Source organism: Streptomyces sp. NBC_00086, assembly GCF_026343255.1.
Lineage (GTDB): Bacteria > Actinomycetota > Actinomycetes > Streptomycetales > Streptomycetaceae > Streptomyces.
Window position 1 is genome coordinate 124,141 of the sequence record NZ_JAPELZ010000002.1, and the last position, 19,815, is coordinate 143,955.

Consider the following 19,815-nt stretch of genomic DNA (forward strand, 5'->3'; position numbering starts at 1 on the left):
ATTCCGGCCCCTCATCGGTCCTCCATATCGAGTCCGGGGTGGGCCGTGTGGTGCCGAGGATGGGGAACGCCAGTGGGAGTCCGACGGGCAGTGAAGGGAATCAGCGAGTTCCTGATGGAGATGGTGGGAGAAGCCGTGGCCGAACTGATCCTCACCCTGCTTGCCTGCGCCCTGCTCGCTTGCCTGTCTCTGATCGCCTACCTGAGCTGGTCCTTCAGCCCGCGCCTGACTGTGGCGGGCGCCGGACTGCTCAGCCTCTTCCTCGCCCACGGCGCCTGGAGGACCTTCCGTGATCCCGAGAAAGGTCGCCGCCGTCGGGGCCTCGCCGCCGTGACCACGGCCGCCTTCACCCTGGCCGCCGCGACAGGTGTGTTCCTGTTGTTCTACGGCACAGGATGCGGCTGCCTATGAGGGAGGATCGCTGCTCCAGCGTGATTGGCCACAGCGTCTGACCTGCACGAATGTCGATGCTCAGGCTGGCCTACCGTTGGGCTGACTGGCTTCCCAATGGAGAAGTCAAGCCTCGGCCGCCTGTGAGGATACGTGGGCCCGTGCCCTGGGGGGTGAGGTTGATCAGCGGGTCGGGAACGTAGTGAGCCCGAGCTCCCACTGGTCGGCCGCTTCAAAGAGCGCGGCAGTATCCAGCCGTACTTCCACGACGAACTGGTAGATGTCCGCTCCGTTGTCACCCTGCTGCCATGGGGGTGCCGCTTCCAAGGAGAGGTGGACCGAAGCAGCACCGAACCCTCAGTTCGGTCGGCGAGGCTGAAGGCCAGGACCGGCTCGGTGAACCACAAGTCCGGTGACAGCTCGCCTTCGGCATCGAGCCCGGTCACGGCGACCCTTCCCGCTGCCGCCGCGCGCAGCCACGCTGATATCTCACGTGCTTCACCGGTCAGTAGGCACGGATCGGCAAAGGCCCAGCTGCCCTCGGAGGTTGTCACCGCGCCGCTGATGACCAGCCAGTTGCCGTCGAACGGGTTGGTCCCGGCGTGGGGGAACTGATAGCTCAGGGGCGGAGCTGGACACGGTTTACCTGATCGTTCAAAAGCATTGACAGACGATGTCAGGGACTGTCCCGAAGCTGTTCAGCGCGGACATGTAGACGACACGCTGGAGGCCGCGGTGGTAGTGACGGGGTCGGTGAAGGTTGCCGCTCTTCTTTCCCGAGTCGTGCGGCGTCGGCGCGAGGCCGGCGAAGGCGGCCAGCCGGTCCGGGGTCGCGAAGAAGGCGAAGTCACTGCCGACTCCGGCCAGGAGCTCGGCTCCGAGAAGGGGTCCGATGCCGGGCATGCGCCGGGGACTGCGGTGTCCGCTGTCGATTCCGGCCCAGATCCGATTCATCGTGTATCCCGTCCCAGGAACGTAAGGCCACCTAGAAGGTTCTGACCGCTCTTCCACTACGCCTACGCCACCTGCGGGGCAGTGCCGGACGGCGAGCTCTTGCCGGGCGCCGACACTGCGCCCTGTCCGAACGTGTCACACCTGGTCGTTCCCAGGTCGGGCGGTCGGGATCAGTGGGCCCAGGCAGTCGGAGGACCTCAAGTTCCGTGTCGTTCAGGAGGGCCTCGACGAGCGGGGCAGGGCCCGCCACCTTGGTGGCCCAGAGGTTGGACGGGGTCCAACCGTCCTCCTCCGGGTGGTCGTACAACGCCTTGGCATCCGCGAGCGTGCCGGCCCGGACGTGCAGGTTGTCGAAGTCCTCAGCCCTCTGCAACAGCGGGTCTCCGCACCCTGCGGGCTGTGCTCGGTGATGATGTCGACCAGGCGGTTCCAGTCGGCCCGCTCCAAGCGACCTTCGGACGACCCGTAGATGCCGACAGGCCAGCCGCTCGGCTCCCGGAGCGAGGGGAAGGAGCGGTAGCAGGGCAGCCGCCCCCCGACCGCCACGGGATCACCCGTCCGCCGCGAAAGCTCCGCTTAGCGCAGCCGACGCCAACGGGGACCTCGGGGCCCGCCCGGCGTCCCCTCGAATACATCCGAGGCGTCGAGGCCCGGGATGATCTCGGGCCCGCCGCCATTCAGCACGGCCCGCTGGCTGCGCCCTGAGGCGCCGTCACCGCTTCGGCCGGGATGGCTTCTCGCCTTGTGTCGCATCCGTCGGAGGCGATAGGCGATAGGCGATCAGGCCCTTGTTCCAGTACTTGAGGGCGAGGGCGAGGGCGAGGGCGAGGGCGAGCGCGGGCGGGCCACGGCGCAGCACCTTGTTGGTCATGCTCCGGGTTGCAGCCGGGCGCGCTGCCGGCGTGGAAGGGGACATCGAGGTGCCTCACCCGACCGGATGGCCGGGTTCACCGAAAAATCGGATCTTCCTCCGGCTTGGTGTACCCGCCCTGGGTGGACCTAGCGAGTACAGCTAGTGACCGCCGGGTTTGAGGGATCGCAGTTGCCGGGGTTGTTGTTCGCGATGGTCGTGTGGTTGAGGGTGACGCTTCCGCCTTCGTTGTGGAGGCCGGCGGGGGCGTGGGCTGCGGTATTGCCTGTGACACGGGAGTCGTTGAGCGTTGCGTCACCCTGGTTGTGAATGCCGGCACCGGTTCCTTGGGTGGCTGCGTTCCTGTCGATGACGGTGTTGCGGGTGTTGAGCGTTCCGAAGTTGTAGATGCCGCCACCGGAGAAGCTTGCAGTGTTGCCGCGGATGGTGGTGAGCATGTTGACGGTGAGGGTGCCGAAGTTGGCGATGCCCCCGCCAGTTCTGGCGTCGTTGCTGCGGATCTGGCTGTCGGAGATGGTCGCGGAGGAACTGTTGTTGTGGATGCCGCCGCCCAGGCCTTTCGCCTCGTTGCCGGTGAGGATGCTCGAGGTCAGGGTGAAGGGTGCGGAGATGCTGCTGTGCGAGATGGCTCCGCCGTTACCACCGCTGACGGGGCCGGTGGAGTTGAAGGTGAAGACACTGAGGTCTACGCGTGTGGCGCCGCTGCTCAGGATGGCACCGCCGTGGCCGGCTCCGGTGCTGTTGCTTTTGAAGTAGGAACCTTCGACGCGGAGGGTTCCATTGTTGTTGCTGATGGCGCCGCCTCCGTTGCTGGAGGCGTTGCCGATGAGGCGGGTGTTGTTGAGGGAAGCAACGGTGCCGAATCCCAGCTGGATGGCCCCGCCCTGGGCGCCTCCTCCGGCTTTGGCGTTGGTGAGGGCAACGTCTCGGAGAGTCAGGTTCGCGCCGGTGACCGGGGGGAGGTTGAAGAAGCGGAATTCGCTGTCGGTGTTGTCGTCGCGGGTGATGGTGGCGTTGCGTCCGTTGATGGTGATGGGGCTGGTGATCTGGGGGAGCGCGGCCTGGCCGGGGCCGGCGATCGGCTCGGTGTAGGTGTAGGTGCAGTCGCGGGCGAGGTTGAGGGTGTCGGAGGTGCTGGGGGTGCTGTTGGCGGTGGTGATGGCCTGGATGAGGGCGGCGGGGGAGCAGGTGACGTTGATGGTGGCGGCGTGAGCGGGGGTGGCGACCAGGCCGGCGAACGTGAGTGCGAATGTGGGCGCGGCGAGCAGGGTGGCGGCCTGGCGGGGGCGGCGCAGTGGCCTCATCGTCTGACTCCTTCTTGGGGGAGGCGCCGGGGGGCGATCCGATCATTGTTTACATCAGCTCAACATCTGTTCTTTTCAGGACACACCGGGCGTATGGTGTGGAGGGTGCTCCGGCCTGTCTTTCAGCCTCAACCCTTGCTCGGGCCTGCTGCCGCCAGGGGTACACGAGCAACTGATTGCTCGCTGATCGCTCGCTGATCGCCGCGGTGGAACCCAGCGTCCTGACTCCGCAGTCCCCACACGCCCCTCGGCACGCTCTCAACCGCCCCAAAGTGACATCGCTCAACGGGCTGGTCGACGTCCTGGTACGCCCGGAAGAGGGACGAAGAGGGATGAAGAGGGATGGTGCCCCGCGGTGAAGCCGTAGCTGTGGGGCGAAGCGGCAGCGATCGCCCTCCGCTACGCCGCGCTTCGCTGTCCACGGGGCCGCACGGTCTGTCCTGATGAGGTGGGGCCTGGTGCACTCGGCGACGGCCGGCTTGTCGAGGTAGCGGTCGACGTCTTGGGCCTTGAGCCTGACGTTGTCCACCTTCACGTCCTTGACTCCGTCCGCGAGGTGGGACAGGCCGGAAGCCACCCGGCTTCTCATCGACGAGCAAGGCCGGGGGTCGGCGTCGGCCAGGCTGCAGCCGCCCTCACCGCCACGCCGCTTCACCAACACGCAGGCAGTCGTCTAACACGGCTCGAGGACCACCGTCCCGAACCGCAGCCGCCCCCGATCCAGACGCCATCCCAGCGCACCGGCCAGCTCATCGAGGCCCTTGAGCCCCAGCCCGCGGTAGGCGCTGACGGGAAGCGAGGTCTCAGGGCCCTGGGGACCTTGTGCGATGGCCCGCCGCAGGGCGAAGCCGGCACGCTCCTGCCACTGCTCCGGTGTGCCGTTCAGCTCCAGCCGGTACTGGCGCCGGGACAGCAACACGCTGTCACCGTACGGATCCTTCGGCAGGCCCTTTCCGCTCGACAGTGCTGGCCCGCCGCCAACGCTGAAGAGCGATGCGGCTCCGACCACGGCGAGACCTACGGGAAGATAGATCCACTGCAGATAGAACTGACATCGCAGCCCCCAGACCGAGCGCGGCGGCAGCGGTCCGTATTCGATCCTGCCCGATGTCCTCGCGCGCGAGTCCCCACCCATGAACAGCCCCCGCTTCCCACCCTACGTCTACGTACTGCTACATGCGTGGATCATGCCGTGGATCCAGTAGGTCCGGGCCTTGACCCCGATTTCCGGCCGAGACCTTGCCGGTCGCCCGCCTGGTTCTGCACACCGGCCCGGTGGCCTGCCTGTTCGCCACCAAACTCACCATTGCGGAGGGCGAGTTTCACGTCACCGCCGAGGCAACCTGTTTGTACCGCCCACGACTTGGGCCCTTCAGTCCCACCAGAACGTCCAGTGGGCATTACCCACCAGAGCTTCCTCCGCGTAGAGGCGGATGCTTTCGTACCCCTGCCAGATGTTGTCGGGGCAGAACGCGAAGTGCTCTGCAGCGATCGCGAGAGCTTCGTCCATTGTCTGCGGCGGGGCTGCTACGGACAGGTCCAGTCGTGCGTACGACAGAGCAACTACCCGGACTCCGAAGCGGTCCTCCCAGGAACGAAGAACGGCACACAGTCGTGCCACGTCGTTCTCGTAGTTGACCGGCCCGGACCAGCCGATTGCTGCGGGGATGTCCGCAGCCCGGCCCACTGGGACCAATGCCAGCCGAGGGCTCTTGAGCGAGTGTCCGACCAAACCCTTGGCCACATCCGCAGCAGTCGTGGTCGGATCTGCCGCCAGTCTTCCTGGCGACGCAAGCCCAGGCCAGCTGCCGGTGAAGGGGTCCATGGTCTGGCCGGCGTCCTCTTCGTCTTCGTTCTCCTCGGTTTCCGAAGCCGCAGACTCCCAGAAATCCTTGAGAACCTCCTCTGCAGGATGGTCGCTGGGGTCCGACATCATGCCGGGATCCAGCTCGCCGTCCCACCACTCCTCGATACCGGATTGGTTCTGGAGGAGTACGGGCTGGAGTCCCACGTCCCGGGCCGGCAGGTACTCGGCCCACGTACCGGGTGCTGCGACCTCGTCGGCCACCCAGAGCAGCGGCTCGGACCAAGGTCCATCGTTGGTCTCGGTCACCAGTGAGCCGGGCGGCAGGCCAAGACCCAGCGCTCGGCCCAGGGGGTCGGTCAGCAGCGCCGTCAGCGGCTTGGAGTGAATCGTCATGCCGGTGAAGGTAACGGCCCCCGCTGACAGCCCTCGGCTGCGGCCAGCTTCCGAGGATGGCACGACTACTCCGAGGCACATGCCTGGACTGACCTTTGAGGACTCAGGGGAGCTTGGTCAGGCAGCGTCGGCCCGGATGTCGTCTTCATCCGGGCCGGACGGGTGTGGACCTCCGCAGGGGTGATCTCGGGGTTGGACATGGTCCTTGCAATGGTGGCCGAGGACCACGGCCATGCCGTCGCGCTCGCCACCGTCCGCCCGCACGGTGCCCGGCCTGCCGACGTCACATGGGGCACATGCGTCACAGGACCTCGGTGTACTGCCCCTGCGCCTCGTCCAGGAGGATGCGGCTCCGGAAGGGTGCCGTGGGGCTTCCCGTGCCCTGGTGCAGCCAGGCCCTGCCCGCCTTGTCGCGCGCGTAGAGGTCGGGGGTCCCGTCGCGGTTGGAGTCGCCCCAGGCCACCACGTCCAGGTACGTGCCCCAGCCCGCGCCGACACGGGTCCGCGTGCCGAACGTCCCATCGCCGCGCCCGCGGTACAGCCACAGCACCCCGGCCCTGTCTCGTGCCAGCAGGTCGCCCGTCGCACCGCCGGTGACCTTCCCCGCGGAGACCAGGGTGTCGTACTGGTTCCAGCCGGAGCCGATTCGTTTCCGGGCGGCGTACGGGGCGTCCGTCGCGCCGGTGCCCCGGTAGAGCCACAGCACGCCGCTCTTGTCGCGGGCGATGAGGTCCGCCCTGCCGTCGCCGGTCAGGTCGCTGCCCGCGGTCAGTTCGTCGTACGTGTCCCAACCGCCCCCGACCTTGCTCCGGGCGGCGAACTTCCCGTCGCCCTTGCCGGTGTACAGCCACAGCACGCCCGACCCGTCACGGGCCAGGAGGTCGGCGTCCCGACTGCCGCCGGCGTTCCCCGCGCTCACCAGCGCGGTGTACTGGCCCCAAAAGGTGCCGAGGTCCGTCTCCAGAGTCGGCCACCCGATGTTCACGCCACCGTTGTAGAAGGTGTTTTGGCTGATGAGGCGTCCGTCCGCGGTACGGGCGAGGAGGTCGGGCGTGCCGTCGTCGGTCAGGTCGTGCGGGGCCGCGGCCCTGCGCACGGTGAGCCGACCCTTCACGACGAGGGCAGGTCCGATGCCGTCGCTCGGCTGGGCGGTGAGCTGCCATTCGTACTCGCCGTTGGGGGCCGGCGCCGGCAGCACGCCGTTGTACAGGAGCCCACCCCAGCTCAGTTCGAAGGAGCCGCTCCCGGGTTCCTCCGCCGGGCGGATGCTCCTGTCGTCGTAGGTGCCGCTCCGACCGGTCCTCAGGTTCCGCAGGACGAACGTCGTGCGGACGTTGTCGCGCGACAGCTTCCACCTCAGGGTCGCCTTCGGGGTGCGGTCGAAGTCGACGGTGGTGGGTATCTCCTTGCTCACGAGGGTCACCGGCGTGGGCTGTCCCGTCGTGGCGACGAGCTCGGCCCGCGGAAACCCGTCGGAACCCCGGGTGATGCGGTAGAGACCGTCACCGTGGGCCACCGTACCCCCCATCACCAGCAGCGCACCGCCAGGAGCCAGGCCCGGAACGCGCGAGTCGACGGCGTCCAGCACCTTGCGTGGCGCACCCCCGCCCATGGGGTGGGCGTACAGAGCGTGGTCGGCGGCATCCGCGCTCCGGTCCGGGCCGGCGAGCCACCAGCCGTTGAGCAGGCCGAGGAACGGGCCGCCGCCGATCTTCCCCAGCTTGGTCAGGGACACGGTCGAGGAGCCGCGCTGCGCGGTGCGTACGACGGTGCCGGTCACGCCATCGGCATAGCCGATCCAGGCAATGTGCGTACCGGAGAGGGCTACGTCGCCCCAAGAGCGCGTCACCCGGTAGGTGTTCACGATGCGCGCAGAAGCGACGTCGACGACCGCGTGGTGGAGGATCTCGTTGTCCGCGTCGCCGGTCGCGTACTCGAGGACGAAGGCCCCGTCGGCGTAAGCGGCGACCTTGGCACTCGCGGCCCGGATGCCGCGAGGCAGGCCGCTTACCGCCCGGTCGGTCGTCCCCTGCCGTGGGTCACCGAGCAGGTGGAGCAGCGGGGTGCTGCCGGGGCGCGGCCCGAGAGCGATGAGTGTCGTGCCGACGGAGCCGAGGTAGTTGTACCCCATTCCGAACACGTCCACCTCGGTGGTGGTCCCGGTGTCCATGTGGTGCAGTCGCACGGGCTGGCCGGCCTCGACCACCGTGTCGGACATGGCTCCGGCCTCCTGGTCTTCGGTCACCGGGAAGTTCATCCGGGTGACCGAGCCGTCGGAGTAGCGCGTCCAGGTCAGATCCTCGCTGTTGCCGCCGGTCGCCCGCATCAGGAAGCCTCCTGGCCCCCCGCTCACGATCCGCGAGTCCGAGGAAACCCTCGGCAGTGCCGCCGGGGCGTCGGCCCGAGCAGTCTGTCCGGGCATGGCGGCTGCGGGAAGGACCACCGGGCCCCCGGCGGCCGCGAGGGCGGTGAGGACTGCGAGAGAGACGAGTCGCCGGGACGTGCGGCGGTACGGCATGTGGGCCCCCGATGGAAACAGTCTGACCGGACGCGTATTCCCCTGGTGACGTCCGTGCGCACTTGATCGCAAGAGCGGACCGTACCACCCGGTCCGCCGGTGCTGTGCGCGGTGGTCACGCGGCCAAGGAAGCCTTGGTCGGGCCCTGGCTCATCCACCACTAGACCCGACTTGACTGGGGGCACCCGTACCGGGATCCCTCTGACTTGCCGTCCGCGCCCCACGGCAATCTCGTCCAGTCGTCGACCCTGAGGTCCCTCGCCCGGAGTGGTGGCATCGCACCGTTTTGATCTTCAAGTGTGAAGGTGCGGGCCCGTGGCAGTGGGTGCGTGCGTGGGTGGGTGGGGAAGGGGATGACGTTCGGGGCGGGTTCCTGTCGTTCCTGGTGGTTCACATGGCGTGCTTGCAGGGGGCTGGCCGAAGCCCCCGTCGTGATGCGGCGGGGGCTTCGGCGTGCCGGGCGTGTGCTACCTGAAGGCGCTGATGAGCAGGGCGATGAGGGCTCCGCAGAGCGTCATGGTGCCGCCGAACGCGGTCAGCCCCCGACCTACGGCGGCAGGGACGCCGGCACCGTCCCACAGCTTCAGGACGGTCGCGCCGGCTGCTGCGGCGAGGGAGATCAGGACTGCGATGGCGAGGGCTATCAGCAGAAGGGCGGTGGTGGTGGGCGTCATGTGAGGGATCACCGTTCCTGGGTCGTTCCTGGGTCGTTCCGGGGGACGCACGGGCGGTCGGTGCGGCGGGTGTTGGCCGCGGACTGGTGGTGCGGAGGCCCGTGCTGACGTCCTGGGGTCTGCCGCTCCCGGTGCGCGAGTACGCCGTTCTTGCCATCAGCGAGCTAGCCTCGAAGGCTGCCGTGTACCACCGCCGTCACGTCGTGGAGGAAGGGGCGCCGGTGTCACTGCGGTTGCGCCGCACTCCGAAGCGGCTCATCGTCGCGGTGCGGGACGCCTCCGAGGTCCTGCCGCGCGTGCTGGAGGTGGAGCCAGGCGTGGCGGATTGGGGGCGGGGCATGAAGGTCGTCTCACGTCTCGCCGCCTCTTGGGGCGCCCGCCGTGTGCCCGGAGTGGGCAAGACGGTCTGGTGCGAGTTCCCGCTTCAGTGAGGAGCGGCAGGAGATGCCACATCGTCACTGCGTGGGAGTGTGAGCCGCGGCGGCGCGGAGCCCAACCGCAGTTCCCTCACCGGGACACGCCCACGGTGGCTGAGGTAGCGGGCCGGGGCGCCCGCTGCCCCGGCCGAGGCATCGGGCAGTGGGTGGCGCGGCGCTGCCGCACCGCCCTCGGGGTCGGCCGGCGGTGGCCGTGACCTGGCGGCCGGCTGCCCAGGCCCTCGTACGAGGCGCAGCCGGTGGCCCCCGGCGGGTCACTGCCCCCGCCCCGTGCGTCTCAGACGACGCGCCCCGGCCCTACGACGAGTACCTGGAGGCGCCTGGAGTCGGCCTGATCGAGCGGACTCGCCTCAAGAAGAGAACCCCACCGAGAAGGTGAACCCCACCGGGACGGTCACCCTCGACGCAGACGCCGCCGGCCTCAGGAGGGAAACCGCGCGCCGGCCGACTGCGCGACCGGCTCTGCCACTGCCCGTTCCCGCTCTACCACCCCCGACGCCGCACCCGGCTCGGCGGGCGCCGCCCCTGCCGGGTCGGCCGCGCCTGCACGAGGCCGGCGGGCAGCGACGACACGAAACGTCGTCTCGTGCCGGCGTACTCCCGCGGGAGTAATCAGCTCGCCGGGCCACCCCCGGCAGTACCTGCGAACTCGATCTCAGGCGCGACGATCCGGCCTCTGCCTGCCGGGAGCCTTGGAAGCACACCAAGACATCCGGACCGGAGGGAGGCCCGAACATGGGGGCCGCACTTACACAGAGACGGCGACGAGCACTGCCCTGGCTGGTGCTCGCGCTGTGGGTCGCCGTGCTCGCGGTCGCTGCGCCGTTCGCCGGGAAGCTCGCCGACGTCACGCGCGACCGTGTCACCGACTACCTGCCCGCGAACGCCGACTCCACCCAGGTGGCCAAGCTCCAGGAGCGGCTGCCCGGTGGCGAGACCACCCAACTCGTCCTCGTCTACCAGCGCGACGGGGCCCTCACCGCCGCCGACCGCGCGACCGCCGAGCGGCAGATCGGGCAGATCGCCGACGAGCACCAGCTGACCGACACCCCGCAGGGCGTGCCCTCCGAGGACGGCACGACGCTCATGTACCCGGTCAGCAGCAACGAACCCGGTGACGACGACGAGCTGCGCAACAAGTTCGTCGACGACATCAGGGAGACCGCCCGCTCCGGCGATGGTCTCACCGTCGAGGTCGGCGGGCCCGGCGCGGTCACCCGCGACTCCAAGAAGGTGTACGACTCCCTCGCGGGCCCCCTGCTCTACACCACGGTGGCCGTCGTCGCCATCCTGCTGATCCTGATCTACCGCAGCCCCGTGCTGTGGCTGATCCCGCTGATCGCCGCCGGGATCGCCGACTACCTGGCCATGGGCGTCGCTTACGGCCTCAACCAGGCCTTCGGCACCTCCATCTCGGGCGCGGGCACCAGCATCATGACCATCCTGGCCTTCGGCGCCGGCACCGACTACGCCCTGCTCATCGTCGCCCGCTACCGCGAGGAACTGCGCCGCATCGAGCGTCCGTACGAGGCCATGGCGGCCGCCCTGCGCGGTTGCGGGCCCGCCGTGATCGCCTCCTCCGGCACCGTCGCCGTCGGGCTGCTGTGCCTGCTCGCCGCAGACCTCAACTCCAACCGCGCCATGGGCCCCCTCGGCACCGTCGGCGTGCTGTGCGCGCTGATCGCCATGCTCAGCCTGCTGCCGGCCCTCCTGGTCCTGCTCGGCCGCCGCGTGTTCTGGCCGCTCATCCCGGCCTTCGGCAGCATTCCCAAGGAGCGCCGCTCACTGTTCTCGGCAATGGGCAGCTCCGCCGGACGCCGCCCGGTGGCCGTCCTCATTGCCGGCGCCTTCGCTCTGGGGGCGCTCGCCCTCGGCGCCCTGAACCTGCCCGGAGACCTTAAGCAGGAGGACGCCTTCGTCGACCGGCCGGAGTCCGTCTCCGCCATGCTGACCCTGGCCGACGCCTACCCGGACAGCTCCAGTCAGCCCATCACGGTCATGACTCCGGTCGACCGCCGCGAAGCCACCCTCGCGGCGGCCACCTCCACCGAGGGCGTCGCCTCCGCCCGTATCGGCCGGACGGGAGAGGGCTGGACCGAGGTGTCCGTGATCGCCTCCGCGCTGCCGCAGACGGACGCCGAGACCCGCACGATCAAGAGCCTGCGCGACAAGCTGAACGGCTCACTCGTCGGTGGACCCAGCGCCCAGCAGATCGACCTGGAGAAGACCAACTCCCGTGACCAGAAGGTCGTCGTACCGATCGTCCTCCTCTCCGTCCTGCTCATCCTGATCGTCCTGCTGCGCTCCCTCGTCGCCCCGCTGATGCTGGTCGCCGCCGTGGTCGCGGTCTGGGGCGCCTCCCTGGGCATCGGCGGGCTGGTGTTCGAGCCGCTGTTCGGCTTCCAGGGCACCGACCCCGCCCTCGGCCTGCTGTCCTTCGTGTTCCTGGTGGCCCTCGGCGTCGACTACGGCATCTTCCTGATGCACCGCATGCGGGAGGAATCCCTGGGCGGCGCCGAACCCGCCGCGGCCGCGCTCACCGCCCTGCGCACCACCGGCGGTGTCATCGCCTCCGCCGGCCTCGTCCTCGCGGCCACCTTCGCGGTGCTGATGAACATGGGCCTTGTCTCGCTGGTCCAGCTCGGCTTCGTCATCGCGGTCGGTGTGCTCCTCGACACCTTCCTCGTCCGCACCTACCTCGTCACCAGCGCCAGCGTCGCCCTCGGCCGCAAGGTGTGGTGGCCCGGTCCCATGTCGAAGACGCCGTCGCCCGAAACCCGGCTCCGGGTGCCGGAGCGCGTCTGACACCTTTCCGACCCCGTGTGATGCACGTGGGCGCCCCTCCCTTGCGGGAGGGGCGCCCACGTGACGGAGGATGAGCCCGTGCCCGAAGCCGAACGCAAACCCCATTTAAGCGACCGGATCATGACGGTGATCAACCGCGACCCGTCCGCCGCCCAGCACGCCACCCGCAAGGACGCCCTGCTCGCCCTCGCCGTCACCGCCCTGGCCGTGCTCCTCGCCCTCGTCACCGACTCGGCCCGGCGACCGGACGCGTTGGGCTGGTTCCTGCTGATCGCGGCGCAGCTGCCGATCGTGTTCCGGCGGCGCCACCCGCTGCTCGCGCTGGCCGCGGAGGCCGTCCTGCTCCTGCCGTACCACGCCCTCGACAACAACCACGCCGCCCCGTTCCCGGTCTCGGTCGTCGTGTTGTACAGCGTCGCCGTCACCTGCAGGCCCCTGTACACCCTGCTCGCCACCAGCACGGCCCTGACCGTGGCGCTGAGCGTCATGATGTTCGTCAACAGGAAGCAGGCCGCCGAGGCGCTGCGGATCTCCGGCTGGGTGCTCGCCGTGGTCTTCATCGGCATCGCCCTGCGCTTCTACCGGCAGTACGTCGCCGCCGTCGTCGAGCGCGCCGAGCGCGCCGAACGCACACGTGAGCAGGAGGTCCGCCGCCGGGTCGCCGAGGAACGACTGCGCATAGCCCGAGACCTGCACGACCTGCTCGCGCACAGCATCACCCTGATCGGCGTGCAGACCTCGGTCGCCGCGCACGTCCTGAACGCGGACCCCGAGCGCTTGGACCGCAAGGCCGTCGCGAAGTCCCTCGACGACATAGCCGAGACCTGCCGTACCGCCCGCAGCGAACTGCGCACCACCCTGGAGGTGCTGCGCGAGCACGGCACCCCCGATGCCCGCGACCCCCTGCCCGACCTGCACGGACTGGGAGGTCTGGTGGAGGCCGCCCGGGTCTCCGGGGCCGAGGTGGACCTGACGGTCACCACCGACGAGGTGCCGCCCGCCGCCGTCGGCGCGGCCGCCTACCGGATCGTCCAGGAGTCCCTCACCAACGCCGTACGCCACGGCGGCAGGCAGGACCTCGGCATCCGGGTCGGCGTGCGCGCCGGGGAAGGCTCCCTGTGGGTCACCGTCACCGACGACGGGACCGGCACGGGCGGGGGCACGCCCGGGTTCGGTCTCGTCGGCATGCGCGAGCGGGCTCGCAGCGTGGGCGGAACGCTGGACGCCGGGCCACTTCCCGGCAAGGGTTTCGAGGTCCGTGCCGTACTGCCGCTGGGAGGCAACCCATGACCATCCGCGTTCTGCTCGCCGACGACCAGGCGCTCGTACGGGCCGCGTTCGCGATGCTCCTCGAGTCGTCTCAGGACATGACGGTCGTCGGACAGGCCGGCACCGGCCGGGAGGCCGTCGCGCTGGCCCGCACGGAACGCGCGGACCTGGTGGTGATGGACATCCGCATGCCCGACCTCGACGGCATCGAGGCCACCCGGCTGATCGCCGCGGACGAGGATCTGGCCGGGGTGAAGGTGCTCGTGCTCACCACCTATGACACGGACGAGCACATCGTCGAGGCGCTGCGCGCCGGGGCCTCCGGCTTCCTGGTCAAGGACACGCGTCCGGCCGAACTCCTGGAGGCGATCCGCACGGTGGCCGGCGGGGAGGCCCTCCTCTCGCCCGGACCGACCTCCCGGCTCATCGCCCGCTTCCTGCGCAGCCCCACGGCAGCGCCGCCCGAGGCCGGTCCCGAATGCCTCACCGTCCGCGAGCGCGAGGTCCTCACCCTTGTCGCGTGCGGCCTCAACAACACCGAGATCGGCGAGGCCCTCGGTCTCAGCCCACTGACCGCCAAGACCCACGTCAGCCGCATCATGGGCAAGCTGGGGTCACGGGACAGGGCGCAACTGGTCATCGTGGCGTACGAGTCGGGGCTGGTGAGTCCAGGAGTGTGAATCGGTGTGCTGGTGACCCTGGGCAGGCGTCAGCCAGGTGAGGTGGTTGTCCCAGGTCGGTCCCCGGCTGCCTCGTGCAGGGGCAGCGAGCTGCCGTTCAGGTGGGCTTCGGCCTGTGGTGTCTTCCACGGGACCACGTCCGCTCGGGGCTGACAGAGCCCACTTCCACCACCGCGCCGGAAGCTTCTCCGAATCAACTCCGGCCACAGCCGATTCCCCCCACTCCTACGCCTGCTGACCAGGCAATCGTGCACACGCGTCGGCGCGTCGTCCTCACACGTCTGGTGCGGAAAGCCCAACTGATGTGCTGGGAAAGGGAAGCGGCTGATTGTGACGACGTGAATGTCTGTGACGGGGCTTAGCGTGTACGGACGGAAGCGGGGTCCGTTCACGCATGGACGCGTGATCCCCGGCACACACATGACGTGCGCCAGGGCAGAGCCCCACGGCTCGATCCTCAGGGGGGATCTTGACTACATCGCACCGCACGTCACCGCAGCGCAGACGGCTGCGCGCCCTGGCCGCCGGGGGCGTTCTCGCCCTGGCCGCCGGCGCTCTGGCCGCCGCGCCGAGCGTTGCAGCGCCGAGCCTGGGCGCGCCGGGCGTCGCCGCGCCGCGCTTGGCAGTGCCGAGCCCGGCCGTGCCGGAGCCGGCGACGGGACCGTCGGCCGTGACCGGAACGGCCGGAGGCCAAGAGCTCCCGACCGTCGTCATGCCGGCCCGGGTCCCGGCCGAGACGGCCGCTGCCGCCAAGCCGCGGCACGACGTCGACGGCGACGGCGTCAGCGACATGATCGTCATGGAGTATGACCAGGTCACGGCCGTCTACCTGTCATCGATCAAGGCCTGGAGCGAGTACACGATCGCCAAGACCGATCCGGATCCCGAGGCCTCGTTCAAGGACCTGCTGCCGGTTGGCGACGTCGGCGGCACCACCCAGCCCGAACTTCTCTCGCTCACCTTCGACGGCGTGCTCACGCTCTACGAGGCGGGCGTGAAGAGCACCTCGGAGCCGCTGTGGTCGAGCCGCGGCTGGCAGATCTACAACCGCCTCATCGCCACCGGCGATCTGACCGGCGACCGCCGCCCCGATCTGCTGGCCCGGGACCCGGCGGGTGACCTGTGGCTGTACACCGGAACCGGGACGGTCGGCAAGCCCTTCAACTTCCGGGTCAAGGTCGGCTCCGGCTGGGGGATCTACGACCAGATCGTGGGCGCCAACGACGTCGACGGCGACGGCATCGGCGACGTCCTCACCCGTACCCTGGCCGGCGAGTTGTGGTTCCACAAGGGAGCCGGCAGCGCCACCGCCCCGCTCAAGCCAGGAGTCAAGGTCGGCACCGGCTGGAACACGTACAACGTGATCACCGGCTCGGACGACGCCGACGGTGACGGCCGCAGCGATCTGCTCGCCCGTAACCACGACGGCGTGGAGTACTGGTTCAAGTCGATCGGTGGCGGCAAGTTCGCCGCACCCGCCTACTTCGGCAGTGGCTACGAACTCAACAAGTTCATCGTCGGAGCGGGCACCACATCGCTCTTCGGCAAGGGCCAGAACGTGATGACCCAGGCCGACAACGTTCTGGTCAAGTACCACGCCCTGGCCAACGGCGCCTACTACTCGACGGCGTACAACGTCGGCAAGGAGACGCCCGGCTCCCGCAACACCTACGCCACGGGCCTCAACAGCCACAACCACGCCAGTTACGTGCAGAACATCGGCACCGACCTCTACGTCCGCGGCGCGAAGGTCAGCACGTCGTGGAACTACACCATGATGGCCGGCCCCGGCGACCTCACCGGTGACGGGAAGGGCGACCTGGTCAGCCGTGACTCCGCCGGCGTCCTGTGGCTGCACCCCGGCGACGGCCTGCCGTACACGAAGTTCGGTACGCGCATCAAGGTCGCCACCGGCTGGAACGCCTACAACACCTTCGTCGGCGCGGGCGACTACTCCGGGGACGGGCGGCCCGACCTGCTCGCCCGGGACGCCGCCGGCGGCCTCTTCCTCTACAAGGGCACCGGCACGGCCAGCGCGCCGTTCACCGCCCGGGAGCTGGTCGGCAGCGGCTTCAACCAGTACGACACGCTGTTCGTCCCTGGCGACATCAACGGCGACAGCAAGGGCGACCTGATGGCCCGGCTCCCGGGAGGCGCGGTGTACACGTACACCTCGACGGGCAAGACCGGCACCGCCACCTTCGCCCCCCGGGTGAAGTTCGGCACCGGGTGGAACATCTACAAGAACATGCTCTGACCCCCGCGGCCCCGGGCCGCTGAGAGCGACGGCGCGAGCTCGCCCGCCGGCCCCGGCGGTACGGGCGAGCGCCCGCCCGGCCTGAGCCTGGCTTCGTACCGGTGGTCACCGACCGCGCTCGAACACTGCCGTCGCGGCCGGAGCGGGCCGCGACGGCCGGCCAAGGAAACGATTGAGTCACCCTGCACGTGCCGTCTTCTCAGCGGTGGCATCGTCAAGGTGGTGCACGTGTGAAACCTGGGCTGTTTCGCGGCCGGAGAACGTGGGTCGCCCGTAGGAAGGTGGGCAGTTGGCGGGGGCGCGAGTACTAGCCGATCGGTACGAGCTGGTGCGGTTCGTCGGACGGGGCGGGATGGGCGAGGTCTGGGAAGCCCGGGACCACGTGATCGGACGCTCCGTGGCCGTCAAACTGTTGCCGTCCCAGCGGGGTGACAGCGCAGGGAGCGAACGGTTCTTCCGGGAGGCCCGTACCGCCGGTGCGCTGCACCATCCAGGGGTGGTGACGGTGCACGACCTGGGCCAGGACGCGTCGGACGGATCGCTCTTCCTCGTCATGGAGTTCCTCCAGGGCAGGGATCTGGGCACGCTGCTGTTGAATGACGGCGTTCCGCCGGTGGACTTGGCGGTGGCCTGGGCCGCCCAGGCAGCCGCAGCACTGGCGGCGGCCCACGAGGCCGGGGTCGTACACCGGGATGTGAAGCCGGCCAACCTCATGCTGACGCCGGCCGGCCGACTGGTCATAGTGGACTTCGGAATCGCCCGGTTCGTCGAGGCGACGAACAAGTCCAGCAAGGTGATGGGCACCCTCGCCTACATGCCTCCCGAACGCTTCGACGGGCAGCCCGGCGACGGCCGCTCCGATCTGTACTCGCTCGGCTGCGTCCTGAGCGAGCTGCTCACCGGTCAGGTGCCTTTCCGGGCAGGCACACCGATCGCCATGATGAACGCCCACGTGGGCCGACCCCCGGCCCGGCCCGGTGAAACGCGCCGAGGCATCCCGGCGGCGCTCGACGATCTCGTGGTGGCCCTGCTCGCCAAGGACCCCCGGGACCGGCCGGCCACCGCACGCGAAGTACAGCAACGCCTGAGCACCCTCGCCACCTCAAACCCCGTGCTCACCGAGCCCGACCTGGGGGCCGGGCGTCTGGCCGCCTTGCCGCCGGCGACAGGCATCGCCCAAGACGCTGCGTTACACCCGGCACCCCACGCCCCCGACCGGGCCGTGGTCGGAGTACGGCCCCCGCGTGGCGGTGCCCCAGGTTCCGGCCCGTACCGCACGGGTGACGCGGCGCCCGAGACTGAGGGCGGCGACCAGGACGGGGCCGCGAGGGACCCAGAGGACGGATCCCCGAACCAGGCCACGAGTCGGCGTCGGTTCCTCCGGCTCGCGGCAGGTGCCGTCGTTACCGCGGGCGCGGGCATAGGGATCGCCACCGCGGTGTCCCGGGACCGGAACCGGTGGCCCTTCCACGCGTCGGGCGACGTGATGGACGGGGCGCCCGTGGTGGCCGACGGGGTGGTGTACGTCGGCATCGGCCGCACTCTCTACGCACTCGACGCGATCAGCGGTGCCCGCAAGTGGGCCTCCAGCTTCAGCGGTGGCGTCAGTGCGATTTCCGCGATCGCTGGGGGGACGCTGTACGCCGCCAGTTCCGACGGCAGCCTCTACGCGGTCGATGCCGCCACGGGCGCCGTGCAGTGGGCCTACGACACGGGTGGTGCCATCTACCGGTCAGTGCCGGTCGTGGCCGACGGAGTGGTGTACGTCGGCAGCAGCGACCTGCACCTCCATGCGGTCGATGCCGCGCGCGGCAACGAGAGGTGGACCTACTTGGTCGGCGGCACCCAGACGTTGTCACCGGTCGTGGTCGACGAAGTGGCTTTCATCACCGCAGACATGCCCGGCGTCGGTCTCCACGCGGTCGACGTCGCGAGCGGCACCAGAAAGTGGGTCTACCCCGATACCGACCGGAAGTTTGCCGCGTCTGCGGCGGTGGCCGACGGCGTGCTGTATCTCGGTGACGGGGGAGGCCACTTCCATGCGATCGACATCGCCAGCGGAACCAACACATGGGAATCCGACCTGGGCCCCAGAGCCTACTTCTCCACGGCCACCGTGGCCGAGGGGGTGGCGTACGCGGGCAGCGATGAGAACGGCATTCTCTATGCGATCAATACCGCGACCGGTGTCGAGAAGTGGGCCGTTGCCCTCGAACCGATCCAACCAGGAAACACCGGATGCACCCCCGCCGTGGCCACGGGGGTGGTCTACGCGGGCACCACCAAGAACTTCTACGCGATCGATGCCGTCACCGGCGCCAAGAAATGGACTTTCAGCGCTGACGACACGACCAGCTACGGCTCTCCCGCCGTGGTCAACGGCGTGGTGTATGTCGGGGGTGGCGACGACGGGAATCTCTACGCCCTCGACGCTGCCACCGGCAGGGAGCTCACCTGAGCGGGGACACGGCCCATCCGGAAGCAGCAGCGAACACGGCCTTCGGCCGCTGTGACCGATCCGGAGGCGTTGGGGCCCCGGTAGGAACCGACGGCGGACGGAAACGGCGCATCCCCCAGTAGGCCCCGCCCGCTGACCGGGCATCGGCTGGAGTGCCTGCCGGAATTGGCTGGCAGGTGCATGACGGGTTGCTGGGATGCGGGGCTACGTTCTTAGGGCTCCGGAGGGGCGGCTGTCCGAACGTGCGGGCCACAGGCGGGCGGTGGCGGCGTCTCCAGTGCCCCGGCTCCACCAAGGGGCCGGGCCCCCCCACGCATGAAGGAAGACGACATGTCTCTGGGCACTTGGCTGAAAGCCGGCATCTCCGCCGCCGCGCTGGTCCTTGTGGCGGCAACCGCCGCGACCGCGGCACCCGCGCCGATACCGGAAGCCACCGCAGCGGTAGTGACGCTCCGATATGACGACAGCCGGGCCGGCGGCTGGGAGGCGGCCATCGCGGCCGGGGTGGCTTCCTGGAACGCGAACGTCAGTAACGTTCGGCTGGTGGAGGCCGCGCCCGGGGTCCGGGCCGAGATCGTCATCGTAGCCACCACCGGCTGGCCGCAGGCCACCCTCGGCCCGGTCCGTCCTGGGCGACAGGTGCGCGTCGAACTCGGCTCGCAGGCCGTGAGCCAGGGGTACGACAAGACGCGCATCGCCGCGCACGAGCTGGGCCACAGCCTGGGCCTCCCGGACACCAAGCCGGGGCCGTGCACCCAGCTGATGTCAGGATCCAGCGCCGGGACGGCCTGCACCAACGCCGTACCCAACGCGACCGAGCGGTCCCGCGTACAGAACGCGTACGCGAACGGGCTCGCGGCAACGGTGCCGACCGACGGCCGGGTACTCATCGACGCCCCCTGACCGGCGGGTCGGCGGGTGGGCCGGCGCGGGGGCCTGGCCGGGACTGCACTCCCGGAGGGCGACCGTGCCGGCCCACCGCCGCGCCGTCATCGGGC

General features: G+C 69.6%; 14 protein-coding genes and 1 pseudogene. 8 read left to right on the plus strand and 7 right to left on the minus strand.

Features of this window, described 5'->3' with window-relative positions; all coding sequences use genetic code 11:
• Positions 1–90: 90 nt before the first annotated feature.
• Positions 91–411, plus strand: a complete 321-nt coding sequence (locus tag OG276_RS37700; RefSeq protein ID WP_266913818.1) for a lysine transporter LysE — start codon at positions 91–93, stop codon at positions 409–411.
• A gap of 672 nt (positions 412–1,083) precedes the next feature.
• Here OG276_RS37700 and OG276_RS37705 read toward each other — a convergent pair.
• The 7 genes and pseudogenes from OG276_RS37705 to OG276_RS37740 all read right to left on the minus strand — a co-directional run.
• Positions 1,084–1,293, minus strand: a pseudogene (locus OG276_RS37705) (IS110 family transposase); the annotation flags it as partial.
• 763 nt (positions 1,294–2,056) lie between these two features.
• Positions 2,057–2,215 (minus strand): hypothetical protein, encoded by a 159-nt coding sequence (locus OG276_RS37710; protein ID WP_266913819.1) that lies wholly within the window; start codon positions 2,213–2,215, stop codon positions 2,057–2,059.
• 128 nt (positions 2,216–2,343) lie between these two features.
• Positions 2,344–3,519 (minus strand): hypothetical protein, encoded by a 1,176-nt coding sequence (locus OG276_RS37715; RefSeq protein ID WP_266913821.1) that lies wholly within the window; start codon positions 3,517–3,519, stop codon positions 2,344–2,346.
• 673 nt (positions 3,520–4,192) lie between these two features.
• Complete coding sequence (locus OG276_RS37720; RefSeq protein WP_266913823.1) at positions 4,193–4,654, minus strand: hypothetical protein; 462 nt, start codon at positions 4,652–4,654, stop codon at positions 4,193–4,195.
• Between the two features lie 237 nt (positions 4,655–4,891).
• Positions 4,892–5,719 (minus strand): DUF4253 domain-containing protein, encoded by an 828-nt coding sequence (locus tag OG276_RS37725; RefSeq protein ID WP_266913825.1) that lies wholly within the window; start codon positions 5,717–5,719, stop codon positions 4,892–4,894.
• Positions 5,720–6,020: 301 nt separating this feature from the next.
• The gene (locus OG276_RS37735; protein ID WP_266913827.1) at positions 6,021–8,045 is read right to left on the minus strand and encodes a VCBS repeat-containing protein; all 2,025 of its coding nucleotides are present in this window, start codon (positions 8,043–8,045) and stop codon (positions 6,021–6,023) included.
• Between the two features lie 659 nt (positions 8,046–8,704).
• Complete coding sequence (locus OG276_RS37740; RefSeq protein ID WP_266913829.1) at positions 8,705–8,911, minus strand: hypothetical protein; 207 nt, start codon at positions 8,909–8,911, stop codon at positions 8,705–8,707.
• A 101-nt stretch (positions 8,912–9,012) separates the two neighbouring features.
• Here OG276_RS37740 and OG276_RS37745 point away from each other — a divergent pair, with 101 nt between their 5' ends.
• The 7 genes from OG276_RS37745 (at position 9,013) to OG276_RS37775 (ending at position 19,720) form a co-directional block, all read left to right on the plus strand.
• Positions 9,013–9,342: an ATP-binding protein gene (locus tag OG276_RS37745; RefSeq protein ID WP_266913831.1), complete on the plus strand. Its 330-nt coding sequence runs from the start codon at positions 9,013–9,015 to the stop codon at positions 9,340–9,342.
• A 741-nt stretch (positions 9,343–10,083) separates the two neighbouring features.
• On the plus strand, positions 10,084–12,153 hold the full coding sequence (locus OG276_RS37750; protein WP_266913833.1) for an MMPL family transporter: 2,070 nt from the start codon (positions 10,084–10,086) through the stop codon (positions 12,151–12,153).
• 120 nt (positions 12,154–12,273) lie between these two features.
• Positions 12,274–13,443 carry a sensor histidine kinase gene (locus OG276_RS37755; RefSeq protein ID WP_266914166.1) on the plus strand — a complete coding sequence of 390 codons (1,170 nt, stop codon included), beginning with the start codon at positions 12,274–12,276 and terminating at the stop codon, positions 13,441–13,443.
• Positions 13,440–14,102, plus strand: a complete 663-nt coding sequence (locus OG276_RS37760) for a response regulator transcription factor (RefSeq protein WP_266913835.1) — start codon at positions 13,440–13,442, stop codon at positions 14,100–14,102. Before OG276_RS37755 ends, OG276_RS37760 begins: the two co-directional genes overlap by 4 nt.
• A 469-nt stretch (positions 14,103–14,571) precedes the next feature.
• Positions 14,572–16,359 carry a VCBS repeat-containing protein gene (locus OG276_RS37765; RefSeq protein WP_266913837.1) on the plus strand — a complete coding sequence of 596 codons (1,788 nt, stop codon included), beginning with the start codon at positions 14,572–14,574 and terminating at the stop codon, positions 16,357–16,359.
• Between the two features lie 328 nt (positions 16,360–16,687).
• A complete protein-coding gene (locus OG276_RS37770; protein ID WP_266913839.1) occupies positions 16,688–18,817 on the plus strand; it encodes a serine/threonine-protein kinase in 2,130 nt (709 codons plus the stop codon).
• A gap of 330 nt (positions 18,818–19,147) precedes the next feature.
• A complete protein-coding gene (locus OG276_RS37775; protein WP_266913841.1) occupies positions 19,148–19,720 on the plus strand; it encodes a snapalysin family zinc-dependent metalloprotease in 573 nt (190 codons plus the stop codon).
• Positions 19,721–19,815: the final 95 nt, after the last annotated feature.

What these genes read in the sequence shown, in the direction of transcription:
- OG276_RS37710 (WP_266913819.1), bottom strand. Translation starts at nt 2,215, where the DNA reads ATGACCAACAAGGTGCTGCGCCGTGGCCCGCCCGCGCTCGCCCTCGCC.
- OG276_RS37715 (WP_266913821.1), bottom strand. Translation starts at nt 3,519, where the DNA reads ATGAGGCCACTGCGCCGCCCCCGCCAGGCCGCCACCCTGCTCGCCGCG.
- OG276_RS37720 (WP_266913823.1), bottom strand. Translation starts at nt 4,654, where the DNA reads ATGGGTGGGGACTCGCGCGCGAGGACATCGGGCAGGATCGAATACGGA.
- OG276_RS37725 (WP_266913825.1), bottom strand. Translation starts at nt 5,719, where the DNA reads ATGACGATTCACTCCAAGCCGCTGACGGCGCTGCTGACCGACCCCCTG.
- OG276_RS37735 (WP_266913827.1), bottom strand. Translation starts at nt 8,045, where the DNA reads ATGCGGGCGACCGGCGGCAACAGCGAGGATCTGACCTGGACGCGCTAC.
- OG276_RS37740 (WP_266913829.1), bottom strand. Translation starts at nt 8,911, where the DNA reads ATGACGCCCACCACCACCGCCCTTCTGCTGATAGCCCTCGCCATCGCA.
- OG276_RS37750 (WP_266913833.1), top strand. Translation starts at nt 10,084, where the DNA reads ATGGGGGCCGCACTTACACAGAGACGGCGACGAGCACTGCCCTGGCTG.
- OG276_RS37755 (WP_266914166.1), top strand. Translation starts at nt 12,274, where the DNA reads ATGACGGTGATCAACCGCGACCCGTCCGCCGCCCAGCACGCCACCCGC.
- OG276_RS37760 (WP_266913835.1), top strand. Translation starts at nt 13,440, where the DNA reads ATGACCATCCGCGTTCTGCTCGCCGACGACCAGGCGCTCGTACGGGCC.
- OG276_RS37775 (WP_266913841.1), top strand. Translation starts at nt 19,148, where the DNA reads ATGTCTCTGGGCACTTGGCTGAAAGCCGGCATCTCCGCCGCCGCGCTG.